This window comes from Ventrimonas faecis (assembly GCF_040096075.1).
Taxonomy (GTDB): Bacteria; Bacillota; Clostridia; order Lachnospirales; family Lachnospiraceae; genus Brotaphodocola; species Brotaphodocola faecis.
In genome coordinates, this window is sequence record NZ_JBBMFJ010000002.1 from 189,112 (window position 1) to 215,086 (window position 25,975).

Consider the following 25,975-nt stretch of genomic DNA (forward strand, 5'->3'; position numbering starts at 1 on the left):
GTTCTGTTTCTAAATTCTGATACGGACATGCTGCATCTACGTCAGAACCGCTGCGGAATGTATCCGCTGCCCGTCCTTTATATCCGGCCGCACACAGCCAGTACCGCAACCATGAGCAGTTCCGCAGTCTGTAAAAAGTATCCGGCCAGATCGCCGGTGGTCCCGCCAAATTCGTGCATGGCCATATGATGATACCAGAGAAAGGCGGACGCCGCTGCCACAGTCAGAACAACCGCCGTGACTGCACCGGATACCAGAACTACAAACGCGATTCCGGCAAACAGCCAGACAGTAAGCACGATCTTCACTGCCGGCGCTCCGCTTCCGGTTCCTTTGGAGAAAGTAGCTGCAAGGCCATTCTTTCTTGCCTTCGGAAAACAGAGAACAGAAAGGCCGCTGATGGCGCGTGTCATCACATAAATTCCGGCAATGGCCGGAAAGGCATTTCCCCGAAGCTCGGAAAAAGCCGCCGCATAGAGCAGCAGGTACACTCCGCACCCGGCAATGGCAAATGCCCCCGCATGAGGATCCTTTAAGATTTCCAGCTTCCGTTCCCGGCTCTGGAAAGAACTTCTGGCATCGGTTACATCCAGAAATCCGTCCATATGGATGCCGCCGGTGATCAGCAGCGGGATTGCCGTTCCCAGAAGGGCAAAAGCCAGAACGCCAAGTCCTGCCCGTTCTGCTGCCCAGGCAAAGGCACTGACGCACGCGCCGATCACCACACCGATCAGCGGAAAAAAGCAGAAGGCGTATTTCATGCCCCGCTCGCTCCACTCCACAAAGGGCATAGGGATACGGGAGTACATGGAAAACGCGATCACAAAGCTTTCCAGAAGCGGCGGCAGGGTTCCGGCTTTCTGCACCACAGGGTTCTCAGACACACTCTGCGTGTCCGTGCTGCTGCCCGGTTCTGTGTTCTTATGTTCACTCATCGTTTTCTTCTCCTTTCTGCCGGATAGGAATTCCGTACACAACTTCCGTTACCGTGTCAGCTTCCCCTGCCAGCCAGATATTGATGGTTCCCAGAAGACGGATGTACCGGACCGTATCGGGATCATAATGACATCCGTCCGAAAAGATCTCATTGGTTACGATAATAAGCGTTTCGGTCTGTTCCTTTACATTCTGAATGCCTTTTTTTATGCGGGCCAGAATCTCCTCGTCCGTTCCGCCCAGTTCAAACTGCTCGTTTGCCAGAAGATTGGACATGCATTCCAGCATAAGGCTTCCAGACTGCGGCAGTTTTAAGGCATCCAGCGTGTGAAAGGCTTCGATTGTCTGAAAACCCTTTCCCTCCCGCATGGCACGGTGTTTTTTCACCCGCGCTGCCCCTTCCGTGCCCCAGGGACGCATGGTGGCAATATAATATTTATTCACGCTCATTGCATCCGCAAGCAGATCCTCCGCATAGGCGGATTTTCCGCTTGCGGATGCGCCGGTTACAAGATGCATCATACTGTTGTCTCTCCCTCTGTGGCAGTACCGGATAAGAAGTTTAAAATCAGCTCCGGGCCGGATAAGTAGTACAAATGTGGAAATCCTGCCAGCAGGCTGTCCGTCTGATGCATACAGTCCCAGCCACGGTTTGACTGCGGTTTTGCCGCATGAAATGCCGTGCCCGGAGCGGTGCTGTCCCAGTAGTGAAACTCATGCCCTTTGATCCGGCATGCTCCGCCCTGTTCCAGGGAAATATAGCCAAAGCGGCCGAGTTTTGCCGTGCGAAAGCCATCGGCTTGGATCAGGCCGGCCATAGGCCACTGGTTTCCATGTTCATCCTCCAGATGCTCCTGCAGATACAGAAATCCTCCGCATTCCGCAAGGATTTTAATACCGGATGCATGGGCGTTTCGGATGGACGCAAGCATCGGCTCATTGGAAGACAGTTCCTTTGCGTAGAGCTCCGGGTATCCGCCTCCCAGTAAAATGGCCTCAATCTGATCCGGCAGTGCCGCATCGTGAAGCGGGGAAAACGGAACCAGCTCCCATCCATGCCGTCTTAAAAAGTCCAGATTCTCCTGATAATAGAAACAGAATGCCTCATCCATGGCCACGGCCATGCGGTGGACGGCGTGTGAACACACAGATCCTGCCTGCCCGGCTTTCCTGCTTGCTGTCTCTGTTACTTTTGCGTCTTCCTGGATGGTTTTTCCGGCTTTCGCTGGTTCTTTTTCGGAATATCCCGCCAGTTTCAGAATTTCTTCCACGTCCAGGCACTGTGCCAGCTGCTCCGCAAAGGCATCCAGATGCCCGCGCAGTTCGCTCTGCTCCTCCGGCATGGTAAGGCCCAGATGACGGCTCTTGATGTCCATGGTCTCACAGACCGGAACCGCTCCAAGGTATCGCACGTCCAGCTTTTCAATTTCCGGGCGCAGGCGTTCCCCCACCATTTTGTTCGTTTTATTTAAGATCACGCCGCAGATATGACTGTCCTTCTGATAGTCCAGAAAGCCTTTGATCTGCGCTGCCAGGGACAGGCTGCTTCCCTTGCCGTCCACCACAAGGATAACCGGCGTATCGGTAATCTTTGCCACCTCGTAAGTGCTGGCGGAAAGGGAATTGCCTCCAATCCCGTCATAATATCCCATGACACCTTCCAGAATGGAAAGTTCCGCGCTCTCTGCCCGTTTGTGAAACAGCGCGCGCAGCTCTTCTTCTGACAGGAAAAAGCTGTCCAGATTGCAGCTGTCAATCCCCAGAACGTATTTGTGGAACATGGGATCAATGTAGTCCGGGCCGCATTTAAAGGAACGGCACCGGATGCCGCGGTTCTGAAACAGGGTCAGAAGGCCGGTGGTCAGAAGGGTCTTGCCGCTTCCGCTTCCCGGGGCCGCCAGGAGAATACGGGGCCGCTTCCAGGATGCCCGTGCCGGTCGTCCCTGCGCAGTCTGTGCCTGCAGATTCTGGAAATTTCGTGCCGGGTCTGAGACAGCCGATACATTGCCTTCATGCTTTTGCAGCACGGAAGCATTCGCGTCCGGGTTCTGTACCGTGATCACATAGATCGGATTCTGCGCCTGCATCATATGGTATGGCCCGCGCTTTGCGGCATGGGATACCTGCATGCAGACCACTTCCGGCTCCCAGCCCTTTTTGGCAAACCATGCCATGGCCTGGGTCAGACTCTCCAGCGCGATCACATTGATCACGATCTGAACTGCCGGGTTTAATTCCGTCACAAAATCCAGGATTTTGTCCATATTGCCACTGCTGCCGCCCAGAAATACCTGGTCCGGTGCCGGATAGCCAGGTAACGACTCCGGCGCTTTTCCCGGAACCACGGTCAGGTTTTTCACACCTGCTTTCTCTGCATTGGCCCGGATCAGCGCGCAGCCTTCTTCTTTTTGCTCAAAGGCATACACATGGCCCTCCGGGACCTGCAGCGCTGCTTCCACGGAAACAGATCCGGTCCCTGCACCGATATCGTATACAATGCTGCTTTTTTGCAGATCCAGCTTGGAAATGGATACCGCACGCACTTCACTTTTTGTCATGGGGATGTCTCCCCGGATAAACCATTCATCTCTCATGTTTGTTTCGCTCCAGAAATACAGCTGTCAGACTGTCTGCCTCTATATCTGTCATCGCTTTCGCTGTTCCACAAATCTTACGTTCATCTTTATATCCCATGCGAACACCGGCGTAGACCATGGTATCTCCCATGCCGGACTCCTTCAGATTCCGGCAGATCTGTTTCAAATTTCTGCTGCCATCCAGCAGCAGAAAGACTTTTTCCTGTTCTTTTAACAATGCTGCCACATCGCAGTCCCGCCCATGGGCACTGGCCAGACAGGCATCATCCCAGGAAATTCCAAACCGGGCCGCCAGCGCCGATACGGAAGAAATACCCGGATAAACCTTCACCTCGTAGGGAATTGCTTCTGCCGTGCCAAAACGCGATTTCAGTTCCCGCATCATGCTTCCGCTGCCACTGTAAAATCCGGTATCACCGGAGCAGACTATCACCGCATGCTGACAGGTTGAATGTTCTTCCAGCCAGTCCAGAATCTTTTCCGGCTGGTAATAAGCTTTCTGATGTTTTTCCCGAATCCATGGGGCAAGGTCGTTAAGCATCCGCGATGCACCAAATACAATGTCACTATGCTTCAGAACCTCCAATGCCTCCAGGGTAAGCTGTTTGCCGCCCCCCATCCCCATGCCGATCATGCTAAGGGTACGAACAGACTGCGTCGTCTGCTCGAAATCATCCTTCTGTTTCTCCCCCAGCTCGGAATCCTTTGCATTTTGCACCAGATTCCGAAGCAAATCCAGTGTTTTACTGGCATCCGGTGATTTCACACGATACGCATCCATCCGCTCTTTCGCCTCTTCCAGCGAAATTCCTTCCTCCTGGACCGGCCTCCGGATTACAACCACACTCACGCCACACTGTCTGGCGGCTTCCATTTTCTCCACAAATCCGCCGCGTTTTCCGGCTTCCTTTGTGACAAGCCACCCGGCCTGCGCAGTGCGCAGCAAAGCACAGTTCAGTTCTGTGGAAAACGGCCCCTGCATGGCAATGACATGAGCTCCATGAATGTCAAGATCCTCACATTTTTTCAGGACCTGACTGTCTGGCAGTACCCGCGCGTAAATGCGTTCCCGCATGGCCGGGTCTGCCGCAAAGGCTTCCAGCTCCTTGCTTCCCGTGGTGAGAAGAACAGACCGGCTATCCTGTTTCAGGCATTCTACGGCATCATGTAAAGAATCTACTACAAATACCGGAGCCGTTTTTAAAGCTGCCTTCCCGGTTTCTGCGGAAGCGGTCTGTTCGGAACCTCTTAAAACACGCTGATACGGAACGTCCAGTTCCCGGCACAGGGCGGCCACCTGTTCCGTCACCACCCGGGCGTAGGGATGCGTCGCATCTAATACCAGTTTCGGAGCCGTTTCCTGCAAAAACTGCCGCATTGCCGTTTCATCCAGTGCTCCGGTATGTACCCGAACCATGTCACTTTCTCTCAGCAGGCTCTCACCATAGCCGGATACCACGCTGACCAGAACCGGAATCCGATGCGACTCGGCATATTCTGCCAGTTCCCGTCCCTCCGACGTTCCGCCAAATATGACAACGGATGCCTGTCTCTGCATGTTCATACTCCTCCTTCCGATTTTGTCTGTTCTTCTCTCTGCTCCTCTGTTTTGAACAGTTTCATTTCTGCATCTGCCCTGCTTTTGCAGACAGCGGAACCTTTTGCAGCCACAGCCACCGTCACGCCGGTATGCACCTGCTTTTTCACGATCAGCCGTCCACCTGTTCCCGCACAGCAAAGCGCAGCCCGTTCACAGACATTCCCAACTCCGGTCACCTGACGCACAAAGCCGGACTCTGTAAAGTCTCCCTGCATCTCTGACAGGATTTCACTGCTGTATGTAGAAAAAGGAACGGCAAGCCCGGCCGCAGTTTCCAAAAGCCCGGCTTCATCCTTTTTTAAATCAATGCTGGCTATCGCGGATACTCCGCGGATATCCAGGTGATGTTCCTCCAGTGTTTGCCGGATTGCCATCTCCACGGCTTCCTTTGGCGTGCCCCTGCGGCAGCCAACACCCAGCACAAGATTTTTCGGAACCAGACGCAGGAATCTCATATCCTGACGGGATAATCCTGTATCTGACTGACAACGACCTCCAGCTTTCTTCAACGATACCAGCTCTGGTATATCCGGCGATGACTGCGTCTGCCAGGTCACCCAGACATTTAGCCGGTGCACCACATCGGTCTCATACCCGGGAGCCTCTGGCGCATCTACTGGTACATCACTGAAAAACCCAATTTTCTCTCCTTCGAGAAGCGCAGCCGCGATTTCTTTTGCCAGCGTCCGGTCCGTGATCGCAAAGCCGTGATCTGCTGCCCAGACATCAATCCCCGTCCGGCCCCGCACATCCGAGGCCGTTGTCACGACCGGGACCGCCTTAAGAATTTCCGCGGTCCATTCTGCCAAACGGTTTGCGCCGCCCACATGGCCGGAAAGAAGGGAAATGGAAAACTGCCCGGCCTCGTCCACTACCACGACCGCAGGATCGGTGAGCTTGTCTTTCAGATACGGAGCAATCAGGCGTACCGCAATTCCGGCAGCGCCAATAAAGATCAGTCCGTCACAGCAGGCAAACTGCTGCCCGGTCCATTCCGAAAGTGAACCGGATACAGCCTGTAATGTCAGTGCGGCAGTCCCTGTTTTTCTTCCTGTATAACCACAGCATTCCACTCCGGCGGCTGTCATCGCGTTTGTCAGTTTTTCGCAGACGCCTTCGCCTGCCCTGGTAAAGCTGATCACTGCAAGTTTCATAACCAGTCCTTTCATCGGCCATGCATGTTCACGGCCATTCCATCGTTTCCAGGTTGCTCTGTCCGGATGTCTCCTGCCAGGCATCAAACAATTTCTGCCAGTTCTCTGTCGCGCCAAGCAGCTGATGCGCCGTGGAAAAAGTGACGGCTTCCGCAGTGATTCTTCCACCACTCCAGGTTTCAATCCAATTTTTGACGTAACGGGCTGTCCGACATAGGAGCGGCTTTGCGAGCCCCTGCTCCTTTAGCAGAGCCAGCGCATCATCCGTGGTGTTGCAGGCCCGGACCCATTCCTGCAGTTCCGGATGCCCCAGTTCCCTTGTCAGCACCGCCATCTGCTCCATGCGGCCATCTCCATATTTGGAATGGGTGTTTTTCACACCGGCCGATACCTTAATAAGTTTTCCGATGTGCCCCACAAACAGCAGATTCCGAAAGCCCTCTTTCTCTGCCATCAGGACTGCATCCTTCACAAAGTTGCTGCAGAGCACCGCGCTTCCCATCGGGACGCCCAGCTCTTTCTTTAAAAATTCTTCTCCGTAATTTCCCGGAGCCATCAGGAGTACCTTTGCTCCGTTTACTGCTTTCATATGGATTTCCAGATGAATGGTCTCAAGCAAAGCTTCCTCGCTCATGGGTTTTACAATTCCAGTAGTGCCAAGAACCGAGATTCCACCCTGAATTCCCAGCTTGGGATTAAAGGTCTGGAGCGCCAGTGCTTCTCCCTCCGGAATCCGGATTTCGATAAGCAGATATTCTTCATAAGCCGCGGTTCGCGCAATCTCTTCTACCGCACCCAGGATCATACTGCGCGGCACCGGATTGATGGCATAATGCCCCACCGGACAGCTCAGGCCCGGCTTTGTCACCATGCCGATCCCCTGTCCTCCTGTTAAATACAACTGTGGATACTCCTCCAGATAATATCCGGCTCCAGTCCGGCATAAGGCTTCAAACTCACATTTTTCCACCTGGCGTACACGGGCAAACACCTTCGTTCCATTGGTTACATCCGGATCATCTCCCGAGTCCTTCTGCACGTAAAAGCAGGCCTCGCCCTGTCCACAGCCATTCTGTGTTACCGGAATCCGGCATACTGTCCCGCCCGGAAGCATAAGTTCGGCACAGGAAGCGTTTTTCCCACATAACAAAAAAGCGGCCGCCGCCTTCGCCGCAGCCGCCGCACAGGTCCCGGTTGTGTATCCATTCCTCAGTCTTTGCTCTGTCAATTGCATACTCCGTTCCGGCGCAGTTCTGGAATCGTGAACGGTCAATTCCGCAATTTGTTTTCTGCGCTGTAATCGGTTTTTATTATACTTGCTTTTTCGCAGTTTGACAAGCATCAGACAGATTCCGATTCCTTCTGCATTTGTTTCTTTCGTTTTGTGATCAGGCCGCCGATCCGTCCGCTTTCTTTTGACGTCAGACAGCGCCAGCCCTCTTTCAGCACCCGGTCTCCCAGGCCAAGTTCCTCTGCTATTTCAAATTTCAGCTGTTCCTCCGGTGTCATATGTTCCACATCAAATGGTTTCTTTTCTTTCTTTTTCGGCATAAAGGGCACACTCCTTTCGTTTGGAGCATGCCCGTTTCTCTGCGTTTTATTCATTTCATAGGTCGCATTCATCCCTGCTATTCCATCTCATCCGGTTCCTGCGGCATAACTACTGCTGCAATGATATAAGCCAGAAGCCCGGTACCGGAACAGGCAAGCAGCGCCCAGACCAGACGCACGATGGTCGGATCCACGCCAAAGTATTCCCCAATTCCGCCGCACACACCACAGATTACCTTATTTGTACTGGAACGATACAGTTTTTTATTCATATCCATGTTTCTTTCTCCTTGTACCTTATCATTCATGACCAACATAATCATCCAGATGTTCCTCGATTTCTTCTGCATGGTCATAATATTCTCTCACATAAGTTTTCGCATTTCTGGCTCCGCCCTTCATAAGACCAGCCGTGACAATTCCCGTGCCCAGAAGACAAAACAGGATGCCCACCAGCAAAAACCATTTAACGCATTTTTTCATAAACCTTTTTTCCTCCCTTCAGAAGTCCTGTCAGGATGTTCACAATCGTACGGATGCACCACGGAACAAATTTTCCATAAGTCAGAATGGATAACGCGATGCCAATGAGCACACACCCAAACGCAAACACCGCAAACCCGATGACGGTCACACCGCCCCAGAAATCGGAAATCAGAATTCCGGCTCCCATCACCGTCAGAATCACGGTGCCAAAGGAGGCCGCCACAGTCAGAAAACCGATTCCAAGAACCGCCATGGCAATAAGGGCAAACAGCGTGGAGACCACGGCAATGGCTCCGCTTCCCATGCCAAGAACGGCTGGAGACAGAAAAACAGCCAGAAGAACCAGCAGCACGATATTTCTCCGGTTGCTTTTCTGGGAACGTTTGCGGCTTTTTTCCGCACCAGATTTCTGCGTTTTCTCATAATCCTGATGGAATGCTTTTTCATCCATATCTTCCCGAAGATCCGGGAGATCCTTTCGCTTTACCACCTGATAACCCGGATCCCGGAAACGCTCATCCTCAAAGCCGTTTTCTGTAAAAGCACCGCCATCTTCCATATCTTCTTTTAGATTACTCCGGATAATGGACGCAATGCGCTCCGGGCTTCCGAATTCCTGCAGCACTTCCTCCTCCCGCTCTGGACCTGCCTCATCCAGATAGTCACGGTAAAAAGCGATTCCGTCTTCCCGGTCGTCTTCCGAAAGATCCTGCAGCAGATATTCCAGCTTTTCCATAAATTCTGCTCTACTCATGTTTTGTGTCCTCCTCAAGTATTCTGGATATCTTCTGTGCGTAAGTGTTCCATTCTCCGCGGTAAAGATTCAGCTGGAGCCTTCCGCTCTCCGTAATCCGGTAGTAGCGGCGGTTTCTTCCGTCGATTGCCAGGTCATAGCTTTCCAGGCAGCCATCCTTTAGGAGCCGTCTCAGCACCGGATAAAGGGTGGACTCGGAAATATCCAGCACCTCACGCACCTCCTGGGTGATGCGGTATCCGTATGTTCCATTCTGGTCTCTGGAGACAACGGACAGCACAATGGCATCCAGAAGCGCCGCGCCCGTATTAAAAACCATATGATCCCGCCTTTCCTTATAATGTAATATTATTTCAGCTTTTATATTATATAATGTATAATATTGTTGCTGAATATACTATATGTTATATAATATTGTTTGTCAAGAGTTTTTTAACAAAAAGCAGGTACGTTCTGGTTCTTCCCAGTCGTACCTGCTTCCCAATCCCATTTTATTTTTTTCGTTTTACCGGAATGTGAACCTCCGGAATTGCCACATCATCATACAGAATTGATTCGTGATGATGTTCTTTCGGATGCTCCTCTTTATGGGCTGCTTTCTTTCTCCCAATATGAATTTCCGGAACCGCCAGACCTTCGCTGGCAATTTCAAAATCGTGCTCTTTTTTCTGATCCTTCTCTTTTTTCCAAAACATCGCGTTCTCCCCCGCCTTCTTTTTCTGCCGAAATTTCCATCCGGCTGCTACAGAAAGTTAATAAAGAATGTAATGGAAAGGGTATTCAAAAAGTCTGCAAACAGGCTGCCCACTAGCGGAATCAGCAGATACGCTTTCACGGAAGGCTCATACCTTTCGCACACCACCTGCATATTTGCCATGGCGTTCGGTGTGGCTCCCATACCAAATCCGCACACGCCGGAGCTGATAACCGCCGCATCGTAATCCCGTCCCATCACGTTGAATATCACAAACCGCGCATACACAAACATCAGAAGGACCTGACCGAACAGCAGGATCAGAAGCGGAAGTGCCAGATCTGCCAGCTGCCACAGCTTCAGTGTGATCATGGCGATTCCCAAAAACAAGGACAGGCAGATACCGCCAATGTCATTGATCTCGCCCATATGAGTTGTGTATTTTCCACTGTATTCTCCGATATTCCGGATGACCGCCGCCGAGATCATGGCACCGATGTAAATCGGAAAGGTTAATCCTGTGAGAGACAAAAGGTCTGACACAAAGGTGCCGATTCCAATGGCAATAATCAGCTGGAATACTGCCGCCGGATACATGGTGGTATGGCGCTCATGCTTCTTCTCTTCTTCGATCAGAAGCTCCTCTTCCTCGATCAGAAGACTGTTGTCCTCCGGTACAATGGTTTTTAAAAGGTCATATTTCTCAATCAGACCTTTTCCGATCGGGCCGCCAATGACGCTGCCCGCAATCAGGCCAAAGGTGGCCGCCGCGGTGCAGACGGTTGTGGCACCCGTAATTCCCATACTCTCCAGGACCGGTCCAAAGGCACCTGCAGTTCCGTGTCCGCCCACCATCGGAATGGAGCCGGTGCAAAGGCCCACCAGGGATGGAAGACTCAGAAGCTTTGCCAGGCCGACAGCCAGAAAGTTCTGGGAAATAATCAGCAGGATTACCAGTCCCAGAAAGACCGCAAGGGCTTTGCCGCCGCTCCGAAGCACCTTTAAGTTTGCCTGAAAGCCTACTGAGGTAAAGAAAAATACCATGCAGACTTCCTTTAAGGTATCGTCAAAGGAAAATTCCGCAATTCCGGTGATATAACAGATGCAGGTAAATACTGCAAAAATTACGCCGCCAATCACCGGAGCCGGAATGCAGAACCGTTCCAGAACAGCACACCGCCTCCTTAAAAATTTTCCCAGCATCAGTGCAGCCACGGCGGCTGCGATTGTTTGGTAGATATCTAATTCAATGATCATAATTCCCGTTCCAACTCTGCAAAAAACATTTCGTAAAAATCATCTTCACCCTTTAAGAGCGGCGAATTCTCCCCACCGCCATTGGTGCTGCGCTTGATTTCCGCGTAAAAGCTTTCTCCGGCACAGGCCAGGTCCATCTCATAGACCTGGTATCCCAGTTCCCGGCAGAGCACACAGAATGCGGAAAGCGGATTGGCTTCCTTTCTGGTCTGCAGGATCCGGCTTTTCAGTTCCGGAGCTTTTCCGGCTTTCCGCTTCAGTTCATCAAGGGTTTCCGCAATGTTCATAGGCCGTATATCCTTTCTTTTCCGTTTTGTCTGTCTATATCCGAAATGGCATCAGTCCTCCACAAAGGTCAGAATATCATCCGGAGTCTTGCGCTTCGGCTTTTCCGGGTCAATATCACGGTAGCCGACTGCAATGACAGATACTACCTGCTCTGTCTCCGGAATGTGCAGCATTTCATGAATCTTTGCCGCGTCACGGATTCCCATGATCAGGGTATCCAGGCCAAGTTCTTTAGCCTTCAGGATCAGATTCTCACTTTGCAGGCCCAGGTCATAGTATCCCCAGCCGTTTCCACACTCATTATCCGGTTCTCCGGTCTCACGGTTAAAGCCTGCCCGGTTTTTCACAAAGGTAGCCACAAGATAAGAAGCTCCTCTGGAATTGTTCTGGTTAAACTGCGGCAGACAGTTCTCGGAAAATGCCTCACATTTTGCTTCCTCTAAAATAGCGTAATAGCGCGCAGTCTGAGAGTTTTTCCAGGACGGTGCCTGAATTGCAGCCTGAACCACAGTCTCCATCTGTTCCTTTGTTGCACGCCTGCTGCTGTCATATTTGCGAATGCTTCTGCGCTCTTCGATCAGTTTTTCAAATTCCATCGTCATGTCCTCCTGCTCACTTTACTTCAATCCGGGCAGCTGTACCTGTCAGTGCAGCAATACAGTTGCCCACCTGCAATATCATATCACATTTCCGGCTTTTCTGCAAAATGAAAAGGAGGCCCGCGAAAGGGCCTCAAAAAGGCTGATGCATCGCCACCATCGGCAGCCGCATCATAAAACAAGCGTAAAAAAGCACCATGACATGGAACCTTACATTCCACATCATGGTGCTTTAAAAATTTTATTTTAATTCAGATTACTCAGCGTCTGCCTCGTTCTGCTCAGCCGGAGCCTGCAGTGCTTTCATGCTTAAGCTGATCTTTCTGTCTTCGCCGTTGAAGTCAACAACCTTAGCCTCGATCTCCTGGCCGATGGTCAGAGCGTCTGCCGGTTTGTCAACGTGATCTCTGGAGATCTGGGATACATGAAGCAGAGCGTCTACGCCCGGCTCTAACTCAACAAATGCACCAAAATCAGTCATACGAGCAACACGACCGGTTACTACGTTGCCTACAGCGTACTTCTCAGCTGCGTTAGCCCACGGATTCTGCTCCGGGAACTTTAAGCTCAGAGCAATCTTCTCGCCGTTGATATCTTTGATGAGAGCCTTTACATGATCACCGGTCTTGAATACCTTCTTCGGATTCTCAACACGGCCCCAGGACATCTCAGAAATATGAAGCAGGCCGTCAGCGCCGCCCAGGTCTACGAATGCACCGAAATCGGTAACGTTCTTAACAGTACCCTCTACGGTATCGCCAGCGTGGATGCGCTCGAAGAGCTCTTTCTGCATCTCAGCCTTCTTAGCAACCATGAGCTGCTTTCTGTCGCCGATGACTCTTCTTCTCTTCGGGTTGAACTCAGTGATAACGAAATCGATATCCTGACCTGCGTACTTGGTTAAATCTTTCTCGTAAGTGTCAGATACCAGGCTTGCCGGGATGAAGACTCTTGCCTCATCAACAACAACGCTTAAGCCGCCGTCCAGTACCTGTGCAACTTTAGCGGTAAGAACCTCGTGGTTCTCGAAAGCCTCTTCCAGTCTCTTGTTGCCCTTGTCTGCAGCCAGTCTCTTGTAGGACAGTGCAACCTGGCCTTCGCCGTCGTTTACTTTTACAACTTTTGCTTCCATCTCGTCGCCAACCTGAACCTGGGTTCTGAGATCTACGTTTGCTTCGTTGGTGTACTCACTTCTCGGGATGATACCATCGGACTTGTATCCAATGTTCAGGACGATCTCGTCCTCTTTCACATCGATGACTTTACCAGTGACGATCTCTCCCGTACGTATTGTTTTTAATGATTCCTCCAACATTTGTTCAAAACTTAATTCTGACATTAGTATGAACCTCCTCAATAATTTGATTCGGGGTGGATGCCCCCGCTGTAATACCTACGCTGCGCACAGAATTCACACATTCAGGGTTGAAATCGCCGAGTGACTGGATAAAGTAAGTATTCTTACATTCCTTTTGGCATATCTCGTAGAGTTTCTGTGTGTTGGAACTATGTCTGCCACCTATGACAATCATAGCGTCCACTTCAGAAGCAATACGTCTAGCTTCCACTTGTCTTTCCTGTGTTGCATTGCAAATCGTATTTAAAACAAGTATATCATAACCCTTTTTCTCGAATTTTTCAACTAAATCTTGAAATTTCTTGTAATTAAATGTCGTTTGGGAAACGATACATAGTTTTTCGTCTTTTCCGACCGGAAGATCATCGATCTGCTCCGGTTTTTCCACCACCAGAGTGGTGTCATTTCCCCAGCCGCGGATGCCCTGCACCTCCGGATGATCCGGGCTTCCGATGATGATCACGCGCCGGCCCGCTCCGGTCTGCTCCTCCACAATGCGGTGGATCTTTTTTACAAATGGGCAGGTGGCATCTACCACGGTAATGTGGTGCGCCTCCAGCAGATCATAGACATGCTTTCCGACTCCGTGGGAACGGATGACCACAATTCCGTCGGTAAGGGCCGACAGCTCTTTCTCGGTATTCAGCACCTGCACACCCTTTTCTTCCAGATCCTTCACCACAAACTCATTGTGGATGATGGGTCCGTAGGTGTAAACCGGCTTTTCTGCCTTTTCAATCTGCTCATAGACCTGCTCCACCGCGCGCTTTACGCCAAAACAGAAACCGGCCGTCTTCGCAACGATGACCTCCATTAAGCTTCCTCCTTCAGGCCATGGGCCTTCGCGGTATCAATGATAGCCTGTACCACCTGATCAATCGTCATCTCGGAGCTGTCTAAGAGTACCGCATCCTCTGCCTGCTTAAGCGGAGCAATCTCTCTGGTCATGTCCCGGTGGTCTCGCTCAATAATATCTTGCTCAATTTCTTCCAGATTACACATCGTGCCTTTTTCCGTTAACTCTTTATAGCGGCGCAGGGCGCGGACCCGGCTGCTGGCTGTTAAATAAATCTTGGCTTGTGCGTCCGGCAGAATGCAGGTGCCGATATCGCGGCCGTCCATGATGACATTCTGGCTGGCCGCCAGGCTTCTCTGAAGCTCTAACAGATGGGCGCGCACGGCCGGGTACACGCTGGTGGCTGAGGCGGTATTGCCCACCTCCTCAGTGCGGATCAGGCCGGACACATCCTCTCCGTTTAAGATGACCTGCTGCGCCCCGTCCTGGTAGCGGATGGTGATGTCCGCGTTTTTCACGGCTTCACTCACTGCGGCCTCGTTTGCGGTATCCACGCCGTCACGCAGCAGGTAAAGCGCAATGGCACGATACATGGCTCCAGTATCCACGTAGATAAAGTTCAGCTTCTTTGCCACCATCTTCGCAATGGTGCTTTTGCCGGCGCCCGCCGGTCCGTCAATTGCGATATTAAATGCTTGCTTTTCCATAGCTTATTCGTCTCCTTGTTTCTGTATTCTAATGACCGCATTTCACGCAGTCTGCCTATTCTGTTTTCAGGCGGAATCTGAATTTTTCACACACTCTGCGGCTACAGCGGAATGGAAATTCCGGCCAGATACCCGGTGGACCAGGCAATCTGAAGGTTGAATCCACCGGTCACCGCATCAAGATCCAGCACCTCGCCCGCAAAATACAGGCCCGCTGTCTTTTTCGACTCCATGGTAGACGGATTTACCTCCCGCACAGACACACCGCCCTGGGTGATAATAGCCTCTTTATAATCCCGCAGTCCCACCAGGGTAATGCAGAAATCCTTCACGGCCTGCACCAGCTGATGGCGTTCTTCCCTGGTAATCTCATTTACCTTCTTCTCCGGTGAAATGCCGCTGCGCTCAATGATGACCGGTACCAGCTTCGCCGGAAGCAGATGGTTTAAGGAATTTTTGTACTGTTTATTTTTCGCTTCCTCAAAATCCCGGAGAATGCGGACATCTAACTGTTCCTCAGAAAGAGCCGGCTTTAAGTCAATGGAAAGGGTAAGTGGTCCTTTCTTTAATACGGACGCCACATAACTGCTGGCTGAGAGAAGCACCGGACCGCTCACGCCGAAGTGGGTGAACAGCATCTCTCCAAACTCCTCATACAATACTTTCTTTCCGTTCCGGATCTGTACGCTGATGTTGCGCAGAGACAGTCCCTGCAGTTCCTTACAGACCTCTTCCTTTGCCACAAACGGCACCAGAGCCGGAGAAAGATCCGTGATCGCATGTCCAAGTTCTTTGGCAAAGCGGTATCCGTCTCCGGTGGAGCCGGTAGACGGGTAGGAAAGACCTCCGGTGGTAACAATGACTGCATCTGCCAAAACCACCTTCTGGCCGCGCTTTAAGCGCACACCGGTGACATGTCCGTCCTCTGCCAGAACATCGGCCACCTCTTCATGAAGCTCCACCTCCACGCCAAGCTCCCGGAGCGCCACCGTCAGCGCGTGAATGACATCCGATGATTTATCGGAAACCGGAAATACGCGGTTTCCCCGCTCTGTTTTGAGCGGACATCCATGTTTTTCGATCAGATCCATGATATCGGTGTTGGTAAAGGTATAAAAGCTGCTGTATAAAAACTTGGCGTTGTGAACCACATTCTGAAACAACTCCTCGATATCACAGGCGTTGGTCACGTTGCAACGGCCCTTGCCGGTGATGTAGATTTTTTTCCCAAGCTTTTCATTCTTTTCATAGATGCAGACCTTATGGCCCGCACCGGCTGCGGCAATTGCCGCCATCATGCCTGCGGCACCGCCGCCGATGATGATTACCTGACTCATAGTTTATTCCTCCGTCTGCAGTCCCAGATAGCTTCTCACGGTACTGCGGTATGTATTCAGTTCTTCGAACTGATCAAAATAGCGGACACATTCCTGCCAGATTCCTGGGGCATCCATGGGCTGGTCTGTCAGCACATACAGCGCAAACGCGTCCTCAAACTCCGGCGCGGTGCTTCGCTCCTGGCCTGCGTCTCCCGGAGCCGCATCCGGCTGCTCCGGCACCTGCTGATTTTTCTGTACCAGCTCTGCGTAGCCTGTCACATATGCATCCGGCATGCTTTCCTTCAGCATCTGGCCATATACCCGCAGCAATGCTTTCAGAGTCTCTGCGCGGTCTGTAAAGATTCCTTCTTCTTCCGGGAAATCCGCCGGATCGATCCGGACCGTCCACTGTGTCATGTTTTCCGAATCATCCTGCCATGAATGACCGGTATTCTTCCGGTCTGTGCCATGGGCCGTTTCGGAGAGCGGTTCCGTTTTTTCCGCAAAAACGCGTTCTCCTCCCACTCCATCAGATTCATAGAGAAGTTCCGCTGCCAGAGATCCCGCCTCTTTAGGCTGGAATACTACGCTTCCAAGTCCCTTCAGATATTCATATCCGGTTTCTGTCTCCCCTGCTTCCAGGGTTCCATCCACTTTGTAGTGGGCAAGAAGCACCGGCTGCGGCGCGTAGCTGCGGATTTCGATCTCATAGACCTCTTTCCCGGGGATCAGTTCGGTCTGCTCTCCGGTTTTCGGGTCCTGCCAGATGCAGTCGGCTCCATAAGGCCCCGTAATTTTCTTAACCGGTTCTCCGTAAAGCGCGGTAAGCTGTTCCCGCACTTCCGAGACAGCCGGACCGTTTTCCCCTGGCTTCAGACTGACCAGATCCAGCTGCTCATCTGTAAAATAATAGCTGACCTGAAACGGCGCGTTCAGGCCAAACCACTTCATGGGGAACTGATAACGCTCCACCGGCTGGTTTGCTGCATTGCGGGTCACTACCGCAAGCTTTCCCGGAACACCAAGAATTGCCTGAAGCTTTCCCGGTGATGTTCCAAACGGAATGCGGTTCGCGGTGTCCTGTGTATAGGTGAATTCTTTCCAGTTATTCTCGAAATGGGCTTTGGCCCGCATGGACGGGGTGTCCAGACTCATGACCCTTGATACCGCCTGACAAAGCGTATCCACGATACCGGACAGACATTCCGCATCGACGGTGTCAACCGTATCCAGCGGGGTTCCGAAATCAAAACTGTCATACTGCTGTCCAACCTGCACAGCAGGAATCGCGCAGGAAGCAAAAATACCGTTTTCCTCTCCGGCTTTCTGTACATAGTTCCAGCGGTTTTCCATAATACCAGCCGCAGACTCCAAAAGCAGGTCCCCCAGCATGGTGCCTTTACCGTCCTGGGTTGCCAGGACCGTACCTTCCGTGTCAATCGCGCCGCACGGGCCGACCGTGATTACTCCGATCAGACGCTCCCGTTCCCGCTTGCTGAGGCTCTTCGCGTAAACCCTGGCGCCCAGGGCATCCTTTTCGTGGGCCGACAGACTGACGAAACGAACCTCCGTGTCCGTGGGAATTCCCGACAGGATCCGGGCCGTTTCCAGAAATACGGAAACGCCGGACGCATTGTTTCCGGCTCCCGGACTTTCCGGCGCCGAGTCATGCCAGGTACAGATCAGGATGATGTCCGCGTCCGGATCCTCTGCGAGGCGCATGGCCACCACATTGGTACCGAGGACTTCTTCATGCTCTGACTTTTCACGGAACCGCTGCCGGTTTACCGTATACCCATAGTCTTTTAACAGTTTCTGGATATACCTGGCGGCATTGTCCTCGCCGCGGCTTCCTGACGGCCGGGGAGAAGCTGAAAGAATTCCCAGAGATTCCTGAAGATAAAAAGAATTTACTTCTTCCACCACCGGAACCTCATCCGGGACCTCCTGCATGGTACCGTCCTGCCTTTGCGGCAGCACCTTTGTAGACGGACCGGCACAACCGGTCAAAACGGCTGCTGTTAACAGCACCGCTGCTTTCTTCTTCATGAAACTCCCCTTTTCGCTGCTGTTCACGCGTTGTGCAACAGCAATCTTTTCATTCTTAATATCAGGTCAAAACTTAAGAACCAGTATAGCACACTTTTTTCCGCAACGAAAGAGGGAACCTCGCGACGGCAAAAGCCGTCCGCGGGATTCCCTTTCCGAAAAGGCCAGATATAAAATCCGGCTCGTAATTTAGATTGCTGCGGTAATGAAGATGTCGTAGATAGCCTTGATGGCGGTCTCGAAATCGGAATTCTTCACGCCGATGATGATGTTGAGTTCACTGGAACCCTGGTCGATCATCTTAACATTGATGCGGGCGTGAGCCAGTGCGGAGAAGATTCTTCCGACGGTTCCACGGGTACCCTTCATGCCTCTCCCAACAACAGCAATGAGGGCCAGGTCGGACTCTAAGTCTACCAGATCCGGCTCTACTGCGCGGTGGATACCGGCAATGACAGACTGCTCGTACTCTTCAAATTCGTCCTGGTGTACCATAATGGTCATGGTGTCAATCCCTGACGGCATATGCTCGAAGGAAATGCCGTACTTTTCAAATACACCAAGAACTTTCCTCCCAAACCCTACTTCTGCGTTCATCATGGCTTTTTCAATGTTGATGGCACAGAAGCCTTTTCTTCCGGCGATACCGGTGATGGTGTAGCGCGGTTTTCTGCAGGTGCTCTCCACGATGAGGGTACCCTTATCCTCCGGGCGGTTGGTGTTGCGGATGTTGATCGGGATGCCTTCTTTTCTTACCGGGAAGATGGCGTCCTCATGCAGCACACCTGCACCCATGTAAGCCAGTTCACGAAGCTCTTTATAGGTGATGGTCTCGATAACTTCCGGATTCTCCACGATGCGCGGATCCGTTACCAGGAAACCGGATACATCGGTCCAGTTCTCGTACAGGTCTGCGTGGATGGCCCGGGCTACGATGGAGCCGGTCACGTCAGAACCGCCGCGGGAGAAGGTCTTAATGTTGCCGTCATGTTTGGAACCATAGAAGCCCGGGATTACAGCGCGCTCTACATGCTCCAGACGCTCGGAAAGCTCCTTGTTGGTCAGCTCTGCCTCAAAATTGCCGTGCTCATCAAAGAAAATAACCTCAGCAGCATCGATGAACTCGTAACCGAGATAGTTTGCCATAACGATACCGTTTAAGTACTCACCGCGGGAAGCTGCGTAATCTTTGCCGATTCCCTTTACGAAGTTTTCCTCGATGGTGTCAAATTCGTGGTCCAGGTTTAAGTTTAAATCCAGGCCGTCAATAATCTCCTGATAACGTGCCTTAATGGCCTCCAGAAGCTTTTTATAGGATGCTCCGGTGGATGCTGCCGCGTAGCACTCGTAAAGCATATCCGTAACCTTGGTATCCTTGCTGTTTCTCTTACCCGGCGCGGACGGAATCACATATCTTCTTGTTTTGTCTGCGCGGATGATATCTCCGACTTTCTTGAACTGGCGGGCACTCGCCAGAGAACTGCCGCCGAATTTCACAACCTTCTTCATATCGCTGTCTCTCCTCATATTGCTCCCTGGTTTTTCCAGGGCAGTTATCCCAAATCATACTTTAAATCGCGATTTCTGTCAATACCTGACAATAGAAAAGGGGCACCGCGCATCCCGCGGCACCCCCGTTAAAATCCTTCCCTTATTACTTAAAGTACTTCACGCCACTCTCAAAGATCTTCATATCCTGCTCGCCGTAAATGTTCATGGCTACAGCCTCACCGCGGCGCTCGGAATGCGCCATCTTGCCCAGGATACGTCCATCCGGGCTGGTGATGCCTTCAATGGCCATATAAGAGCCGTTCGGGTTCCAGAACTCATCCATGGTCGCGTTGCCGTTCTCGTCCACATACTGGGTCGCAATCTGGCCATTTGCTGCCAGCTTCTTTAACCATTCATCGTTTGCCACGAAACGTCCCTCGCCGTGGGATGCCGGGTTGCAGTATACGCCGCCAAGCTCAGCGCCAGCCAGCCACGGGGACTTGTTGGTGACAACCTTGGTGTATACCATCTTGGAAATATGGCGTCCAATGGTGTTCATAGCCAGGGTCGGGGAGTTTTCGGTCTGCTCGCAGATGCGTCCCTCCGGAACCAGTCCCAGCTTGATGAGGGCCTGGAAGCCGTTGCAGATACCAAGCATCAGGCCGTCGCGCTCATTTAACAGCTTCTCGATTTCTTCTTTGATCACTGCGTTGCGGAATACGGTTGCGAAGAACTTCGCGCTGCCCTCCGGCTCATCACCTGCGGAGAAGCCGCCCGGGAACATGACGATCTGGGCTTTTGCAATCTCCTTCTTGTATTCCTCTACGGAATCGCGGATATCCTCCGCGCTTAAGTTCTTAAATACTCTGGTCACAACCTTTGCGCCGGCACGCTCAAAGGCTTTGGTGCTGTCGTACTCACAGTTGGTGCCCGGGAATACCGGAATGAATACGTTCGGCTGTGCCAGCTTGTGGCTGCATACATAGATCTTGTCTGCCTGATACAGATCAGACTTCACCTCGGTCTGCTTGACGCCGGAAGTGGTCGGGAATACGCTCTCCAGGGTCTTGGTCCAGGAGTTTAATGCCTCGTCCATGGAGATGGATACCGGGCCGTACTCGAAGGCAGCCTTGTCGGTTACCTCACCGATTACGGTGTAGCGGATGGACAGATCTCCCACCTTGCCCTCCGGAACCTCGCAGACGATGTTGCCCCAGCCTGCCGCAAAGAAATCTCTCGGATCTACATTATGCTCAATCTTGACGCCCAGCTTGTTGCCGAATGCCATCTTGCTGACAGCCTCAGCCAGTCCGTGACCCTCTACCGCATATGCGGAAAGAATGCGTCCGGCCTTGATATCTGCGTTTAATTTCTCATAACCATCCATGATCTGGGCGTAATCCGGCAGGTCATACTGGTCTTTCTCAATGTTAAATACCACAATCTTGCTGCCCGGTTTCTTGAATTCCGGAGTGATGATATTCGGATAGTGGTCTACATCCACAGCGAAGGAAACCAGAGTCGGCGGAACGTTGATCTCGCCGTGCTTCTCATCGTTGAAGGTACCGGACATACTGTCCTTACCGCCGATGGACGGAAGACCGAAGCCAAGCTGTGCGTTGTACGCGCCAAGCAGGGCTGCGAACGGAGCTCCCCAGCGGGTCGGATCCTCGGTCATGCGCTTGAAATACTCCTGGAAGGTAAAGCGGATCTTCTTAAAGTCACCGCCGCTTGCCACGATCTTCGCTACGGAGGAAAGTACTGCGTAGATGGAACCGTGGTACGGGCTCCAGCTGGACAAGTATGGATCGTAGCCGTAGCTCATCATGGTAACGGTATCGGTCTTGCCCTTCAGTACCGGAAGCTTCGCAACCATGGTCTGGGTCTCGGTCAGCTGGTACTTGCCGCCAAACGGCATGAACACGCTGCCTGCGCCGATGGAGCCATCGAAACGCTCTACCAGGCCCTTCTGGGAACATACATTCAAATCAGATAAGACATTCAGCCAGGTAGCTTTCACATCTGCGACTTCCTTCTTAACAAACGGATTGCCCTCTTTGACCGGAGTCTCCAGAACCACCTTGGCCTCCTGATGGGCACCGTTGGTGTCCAGGAATGCGCGGCTTACATCTACGATGGTCTTGCCTCTCCAGTTCATGACAAGGCGCGGCTCCTCGGTTACCACGGCAACCGGAATGGCCTCCAGATTCTCCTCTGCGGCAAAGCCCAGGAATTTGTCTACATCAGACGGATCCAGAACCACAGCCATACGCTCCTGGGATTCAGAGATGGCGATCTCGGTGCCATCCAGGCCGGCGTATTTCTTCGGAACCTTGTCTAAGTCAATCTGCAGACCGGCAGCCAGCTCACCGATGGCTACGGACACACCGCCTGCACCAAAGTCGTTACATTTCTTGATGATCTCGCTGACCTCCGGACGACGGAACATGCGCTGGATCTTGCGCTCAGTCGGTGCGTTACCTTTCTGAACTTCTGCGCCACAGACCTCAATAGAAGCCTCGGTATGTACCTTGGAGGAACCGGTAGCGCCGCCGATGCCGTCACGGCCGGTACGGCCGCCAAGCAAAACGATGATATCACCCGGGTCAGAATTTAAGCGCTTTACATACTTTCTCGGAGCAGCGCCCATAACGGCGCCGATCTCCATACGTTTTGCAACGTAATTCGGATGATAAATCTCTTTGACATAGCCGGTAGCCAGGCCGATCTGGTTGCCGTAGGAGCTGTAGCCGTTTGCAGCGCTGTTGACCAGCTTTCTCTGCGGCAGCTTGCCCTTTAAGGTCTCAGACAGCGGACGGGTCGGATCTGCGGCACCGGTCACGCGCATAGCCTGATATACATAGGTACGTCCGGAAAGCGGGTCACGAATCGCACCGCCCAGACAGGTAGCAGCGCCGCCGAAGGGCTCGATTTCCGTCGGATGGTTGTGGGTCTCGTTCTTGAAGTTTACCAGCCACTCCTCGGTCACGCCGTCAATCTCCACCGGAACCACAATGCTGCAGGCATTGATCTCGTCGGATACTTCCAGGTCTTCCAGCTTGCCCTCTGCGCGCAGCTTCTTCATGGCAAGAAGTGCCAGGTCCATGAGGCAGACAAACTTGTCGTCACGGCCTTTGTAAAGAGCCTCGCGGTCTGCCAGGTAGTTTTTATAGGTAGCCTCGATTGGAGCCTTGTACTCACCTTCGGTGATGGTCACATCCTTTAACTCGGTGGAGAAGGTGGTATGGCGGCAGTGATCGGACCAGTAGGTATCCAGCACGCGAATCTCGGTCACGGTCGGGTCGCGGTGCTCCTCGCCTGCGTAATACTTCTGAATATGCTCAAAATCACGGAAGGTCATGGCCAGGTTTAAGGAATCGTAGAGTTCCTTTAACTGTGCGGTATCAAAGGTGGTAAATCCGGTGAAGGACGCCACATCAGCCGGAGTCTCAAACACAGTAACCAGAGTTTCCGGCTTCTTGCCTGCTGCCTCGCGGGAATCCACCGGGTTGATGCAGAATGCCTTGATGGCAGCCACCTGTTCCCCGGTAAGTTTACCGGACAGCACATAGGTGGTAGCAGTCTTGATGACCGGCTCCTCCGTCTCTTTTAACAGCTTTACGCACTGCTCTGCGGAATCTGCTCTCTGGTCAAACTGTCCCGGCAGATACTCTACGGAAAATACGGTATCTCCCTCTTCCTTCGGGAAGTCTTCCTCATATACATAGTCTACCGGCGGCTCGGAAAAGATGGTAACAAGTGCCTGCTTATAAGTCTCCTCAGACAGATTTTCAATATCGTAGCGGATCAATACACGGACCCCGGTCACGGTGTCTATGCTCAGGTAACTGCTGATCTCCTCACGAAGCTCTCCGGCCTTTACGGCAAACTCCGGTTTTTTCTCTACATACACGCGTTTTACACTCATGTGGTTCCTCCTGTACTGTATCGTTCCTGTTTTATGGTTCTGATTCATTACTGAGACTGATAAATCTCATTTAAATAAATAATACCACAAGATATATTATAAATAAAATTAATATATCTTATGGTATTTATCATCTTCACTTATTAAATTAGGAGAATTTCCTAAACCTCCGCATCCGGGCTGACGCTCATGGCATCCAGGGTCAGCTTCATAATGTCCTTGATCTCATCTTCGGTCATTTTCATCTTCTCCGCAAGCTCGGTGACCGTAGCCTCCCGGCCCAGCTCCTCTGCCATACGTTTGGAAACTTCCTTTAAGACATTGACCCGGGCCAGCATCTCTTCTTCCACCCTGGTCTCCAGTCCCTGCTCTTCCAGTGCTGCCTTGATCATCTCCTCAGCAAGGGCCTGAACCTGACTTTTAAAATCGCCGTCCTGATACTGGTCTACCGCCATGATCAGGGCCATGTTGGCTTCCTGCACAAGGTCTCCAATGGGAAGCCCCTGGTCCGCGTAAGCTTTCGCGGTCTCAGCAATAAAGGGCAGATAGCCCTCCATCAGGCGGGACCGTACCGTGGTATCTCCGTCCCGCAGTTTTTCCAGAAGCTGTGCTTCCTCCGCCGCGTCCATCGGACGGATCGCAGCAATTTCATCTAAATACATCTGATATACATCGTCATGCATTGCCATGTTCTCCTTCCAGTCTCTTGATAAATCTGTCTGTAAATTCTGTGCTGGATACCGGCCTGCTAAACAGATAGCCCTGAATAAAATCCGGTTTCAGTTCCGAGATTCGTTCCAGTTCCTCCATTGTCTCAATTCCCTCAATACACACCTGGATATTCAGGCGTTTGGACATCCAGATCATCTGCGTCAGCAGATTGTATTCGTAGGCATCCGTCAGGGCTTTCTGGGTAAAGGAACGGTCAATCTTGATGCAGTCCGGCGTCAGGTCACCCAGGCAGTGGAAATTGGAATAGCCTGTTCCAAAATCATCCAGAAGAACCCTGACCCCAAGCTTTTTCAGTCCCTGCCACACCTTCTGGAAATGAGCGCCCGGCTCCAGATAGCCGCTTTCCGTCAGCTCCACGCCCAGATATTCCGGCTGTAATACGGTTTCCTTCAACACTTCATGCACATCGCGCAGTACATTTGTTTTCGCGACCTGAACGTAAGATAAATTCACCTGAACACGCATGCCCGGATGCTCTTTCTGCCATTCCTTACACACGCTGGCTGCCGTGCGGATCAGCCACCGGCCCACCGGAATGATCAGTCCGCTTTCTTCCAGAATCGGAATAAACTCAGCGGGAGAGACCATGACCGTTTCCTGTGTTGTGCCCGTCTCTTCCCCGTCTGGATCCGCAGGCGCGAAGAAACGCATCAGGGCTTCTGCAGAAACCAGTCTGTGTTCCCCGGTATTCATAACCGGCTGATAGTAGATTTCAAAGCCACGAAAGTCATGATTCACCGCATGCAGCAGCTGTTTTCTGAGCTTCTGGCGGCGTACCCAGGCCCGGTAGTCCTCCTGGCGGAAAAAGTAACATTCATTCTTTCCTTCCCGTTTTGCCTCGTTGAGGGCAAATTCCAGGAATTTGAGGATCTGGTCATAATCGTTAATCCGGTCTTTGGTATCGATGATTCCTGCTGATACCGTAAAAACAGTCTGATACTGATGTTCTTCGATCCAGCGGGCAATCTCATAACGGATCCGGTTGTAAAGCAGACGCGCATCCGCCAGAGTCCGGCCCGTCAGATCTGTGATGATAAACTGGTCGGAAACCAGACGAAACAGCCTCTGCCCCGGCTCCGTGGCGCGCTGAATGCAGCCTGCTGTTTCCTTCAGCAGATAATCTCCATAATTCATGCCAAAGCTTCCATTTACCACACTCAGATCATCAATGCCGAGACGAATGATAAAACCGGCCGGCAGAGAGTCCGGACACTCCTTGGCGTACTGCCAGAGTCCGCCCTCTCCCATAAGACCGCTCACATTGTCTGCCTTTTGTTTTTTGCCGATTTCATTGATGCAGCCGATCAGATACTTTGGGGTTCCATCCTCCTCATGCAGTACCAGTCCGCGGCAGTTGATCCAGACCGGATTCCCATGGCGATCCAGCCAGCGGTAATCCAGATTGTGCTCATCTGCCTGACCGGCACAGATCCGGTCAATATCGTCCCACAGAATTTTCTGGTCTTCCGCATACACAAACTTCCGGTGAGCTTCTCTTGCATGATAAAAATGATCTCCCGGCAGGCAGAAACGTTTCACAGCCAGCGGAGATATCATGTAATAATCTTCTTTTAAATCTAACACATAAAGATAATCGTCCATCGTCGGACTAAAGAGCCGGATCATGTACGCCATGCTCTCTTTTGGTACACCATGTATCACTCTGTTCATTTGCGTTGT

General features: G+C 52.0%; 24 protein-coding genes. All 24 read right to left on the reverse strand.

Annotation, left to right across the window (positions count from 1 at the left end; genetic code table 11):
• Nucleotides 1-77: 77 nt before the first annotated feature.
• Nucleotides 78-935: an adenosylcobinamide-GDP ribazoletransferase gene (locus WMO41_RS01950; protein ID WP_349228388.1), complete on the reverse strand. Its 858-nt coding sequence runs from the start codon at nt 933-935 to the stop codon at nt 78-80.
• Complete coding sequence (locus WMO41_RS01955; RefSeq protein ID WP_349228389.1) at nt 928-1,458, reverse strand: bifunctional adenosylcobinamide kinase/adenosylcobinamide-phosphate guanylyltransferase; 531 nt, start codon at nt 1,456-1,458, stop codon at nt 928-930. Before WMO41_RS01955 ends, WMO41_RS01950 begins: the two co-directional genes overlap by 8 nt.
• Nucleotides 1,455-3,530: a cobyrinic acid a,c-diamide synthase CobB gene (locus tag WMO41_RS01960; RefSeq protein WP_349228390.1), complete on the reverse strand. Its 2,076-nt coding sequence runs from the start codon at nt 3,528-3,530 to the stop codon at nt 1,455-1,457. The genes WMO41_RS01955 and WMO41_RS01960 overlap by 4 nt, the downstream gene beginning before the upstream one ends.
• Nucleotides 3,520-5,091, reverse strand: coding sequence for a precorrin-6A reductase (gene cobK, locus WMO41_RS01965; RefSeq protein WP_349228391.1), 1,572 nt, complete (start codon nt 5,089-5,091; stop codon nt 3,520-3,522). Before cobK ends, WMO41_RS01960 begins: the two co-directional genes overlap by 11 nt.
• 2 nt (nt 5,092-5,093) lie before the next feature.
• Nucleotides 5,094-6,287, reverse strand: coding sequence for a cobalt-precorrin 5A hydrolase (locus WMO41_RS01970; RefSeq protein WP_349228392.1), 1,194 nt, complete (start codon nt 6,285-6,287; stop codon nt 5,094-5,096).
• Between the two features lie 28 nt (nt 6,288-6,315).
• Nucleotides 6,316-7,515, reverse strand: coding sequence for a cobalt-precorrin-5B (C(1))-methyltransferase CbiD (cbiD, locus tag WMO41_RS01975; protein ID WP_349228393.1), 1,200 nt, complete (start codon nt 7,513-7,515; stop codon nt 6,316-6,318).
• 113 nt (nt 7,516-7,628) lie between these two features.
• The gene (locus tag WMO41_RS01980) at nt 7,629-7,838 is read right to left on the reverse strand and encodes an alpha/beta-type small acid-soluble spore protein (protein ID WP_349228394.1); all 210 of its coding nucleotides are present in this window, start codon (nt 7,836-7,838) and stop codon (nt 7,629-7,631) included.
• A gap of 77 nt (nt 7,839-7,915) precedes the next feature.
• Nucleotides 7,916-8,110: a PspC domain-containing protein gene (locus WMO41_RS01985; RefSeq protein WP_349228420.1), complete on the reverse strand. Its 195-nt coding sequence runs from the start codon at nt 8,108-8,110 to the stop codon at nt 7,916-7,918.
• 28 nt (nt 8,111-8,138) lie between these two features.
• Nucleotides 8,139-8,321, reverse strand: coding sequence for a hypothetical protein (locus WMO41_RS01990; RefSeq protein WP_349228395.1), 183 nt, complete (start codon nt 8,319-8,321; stop codon nt 8,139-8,141).
• Nucleotides 8,305-9,078, reverse strand: a complete 774-nt coding sequence (locus WMO41_RS01995; RefSeq protein ID WP_349228396.1) for a DUF1700 domain-containing protein — start codon at nt 9,076-9,078, stop codon at nt 8,305-8,307. Before WMO41_RS01995 ends, WMO41_RS01990 begins: the two co-directional genes overlap by 17 nt.
• Nucleotides 9,071-9,397 (reverse strand): PadR family transcriptional regulator, encoded by a 327-nt coding sequence (locus WMO41_RS02000; RefSeq protein WP_349228397.1) that lies wholly within the window; start codon nt 9,395-9,397, stop codon nt 9,071-9,073. Before WMO41_RS02000 ends, WMO41_RS01995 begins: the two co-directional genes overlap by 8 nt.
• Before the next feature lie 172 nt (nt 9,398-9,569).
• Nucleotides 9,570-9,773: a hypothetical protein gene (locus WMO41_RS02005; RefSeq protein ID WP_349228398.1), complete on the reverse strand. Its 204-nt coding sequence runs from the start codon at nt 9,771-9,773 to the stop codon at nt 9,570-9,572.
• Nucleotides 9,774-9,820: 47 nt separating this feature from the next.
• On the reverse strand, nt 9,821-11,029 hold the full coding sequence (gene gltS / locus WMO41_RS02010; protein ID WP_349228399.1) for a sodium/glutamate symporter: 1,209 nt from the start codon (nt 11,027-11,029) through the stop codon (nt 9,821-9,823).
• Nucleotides 11,026-11,316 (reverse strand): hypothetical protein, encoded by a 291-nt coding sequence (locus WMO41_RS02015; protein ID WP_349228400.1) that lies wholly within the window; start codon nt 11,314-11,316, stop codon nt 11,026-11,028. The genes gltS and WMO41_RS02015 overlap by 4 nt, the downstream gene beginning before the upstream one ends.
• 51 nt (nt 11,317-11,367) lie before the next feature.
• Complete coding sequence (locus WMO41_RS02020; protein WP_349228401.1) at nt 11,368-11,913, reverse strand: nitroreductase family protein; 546 nt, start codon at nt 11,911-11,913, stop codon at nt 11,368-11,370.
• A gap of 259 nt (nt 11,914-12,172) precedes the next feature.
• Nucleotides 12,173-13,255: a 30S ribosomal protein S1 gene (gene rpsA / locus WMO41_RS02025; RefSeq protein ID WP_349228402.1), complete on the reverse strand. Its 1,083-nt coding sequence runs from the start codon at nt 13,253-13,255 to the stop codon at nt 12,173-12,175.
• On the reverse strand, nt 13,236-14,087 hold the full coding sequence (gene ispH, locus WMO41_RS02030; RefSeq protein ID WP_349228403.1) for a 4-hydroxy-3-methylbut-2-enyl diphosphate reductase: 852 nt from the start codon (nt 14,085-14,087) through the stop codon (nt 13,236-13,238). Before ispH ends, rpsA begins: the two co-directional genes overlap by 20 nt.
• A complete protein-coding gene (cmk, locus tag WMO41_RS02035) occupies nt 14,087-14,776 on the reverse strand; it encodes a (d)CMP kinase (protein WP_349228404.1) in 690 nt (229 codons plus the stop codon). The genes ispH and cmk overlap by 1 nt, the downstream gene beginning before the upstream one ends.
• Before the next feature lie 101 nt (nt 14,777-14,877).
• Nucleotides 14,878-16,113 (reverse strand): BaiN/RdsA family NAD(P)/FAD-dependent oxidoreductase, encoded by a 1,236-nt coding sequence (locus WMO41_RS02040; RefSeq protein ID WP_349228405.1) that lies wholly within the window; start codon nt 16,111-16,113, stop codon nt 14,878-14,880.
• A gap of 3 nt (nt 16,114-16,116) precedes the next feature.
• Nucleotides 16,117-18,144: a M28 family peptidase gene (locus tag WMO41_RS02045; protein WP_349228406.1), complete on the reverse strand. Its 2,028-nt coding sequence runs from the start codon at nt 18,142-18,144 to the stop codon at nt 16,117-16,119.
• Nucleotides 18,145-18,333: 189 nt separating this feature from the next.
• Nucleotides 18,334-19,653 carry an aspartate kinase gene (locus tag WMO41_RS02050; RefSeq protein WP_349228407.1) on the reverse strand — a complete coding sequence of 440 codons (1,320 nt, stop codon included), beginning with the start codon at nt 19,651-19,653 and terminating at the stop codon, nt 18,334-18,336.
• A gap of 145 nt (nt 19,654-19,798) precedes the next feature.
• Nucleotides 19,799-23,563 (reverse strand): phosphoribosylformylglycinamidine synthase, encoded by a 3,765-nt coding sequence (locus tag WMO41_RS02055; RefSeq protein ID WP_349228408.1) that lies wholly within the window; start codon nt 23,561-23,563, stop codon nt 19,799-19,801.
• 161 nt (nt 23,564-23,724) lie between these two features.
• Nucleotides 23,725-24,246, reverse strand: coding sequence for a sigma-70 domain-containing protein (locus tag WMO41_RS02060; RefSeq protein WP_349228409.1), 522 nt, complete (start codon nt 24,244-24,246; stop codon nt 23,725-23,727).
• Complete coding sequence (locus tag WMO41_RS02065; protein WP_349228410.1) at nt 24,239-25,966, reverse strand: EAL domain-containing protein; 1,728 nt, start codon at nt 25,964-25,966, stop codon at nt 24,239-24,241. The genes WMO41_RS02060 and WMO41_RS02065 overlap by 8 nt, the downstream gene beginning before the upstream one ends.
• Between the last annotated feature and the right edge of the window lie 9 nt (nt 25,967-25,975).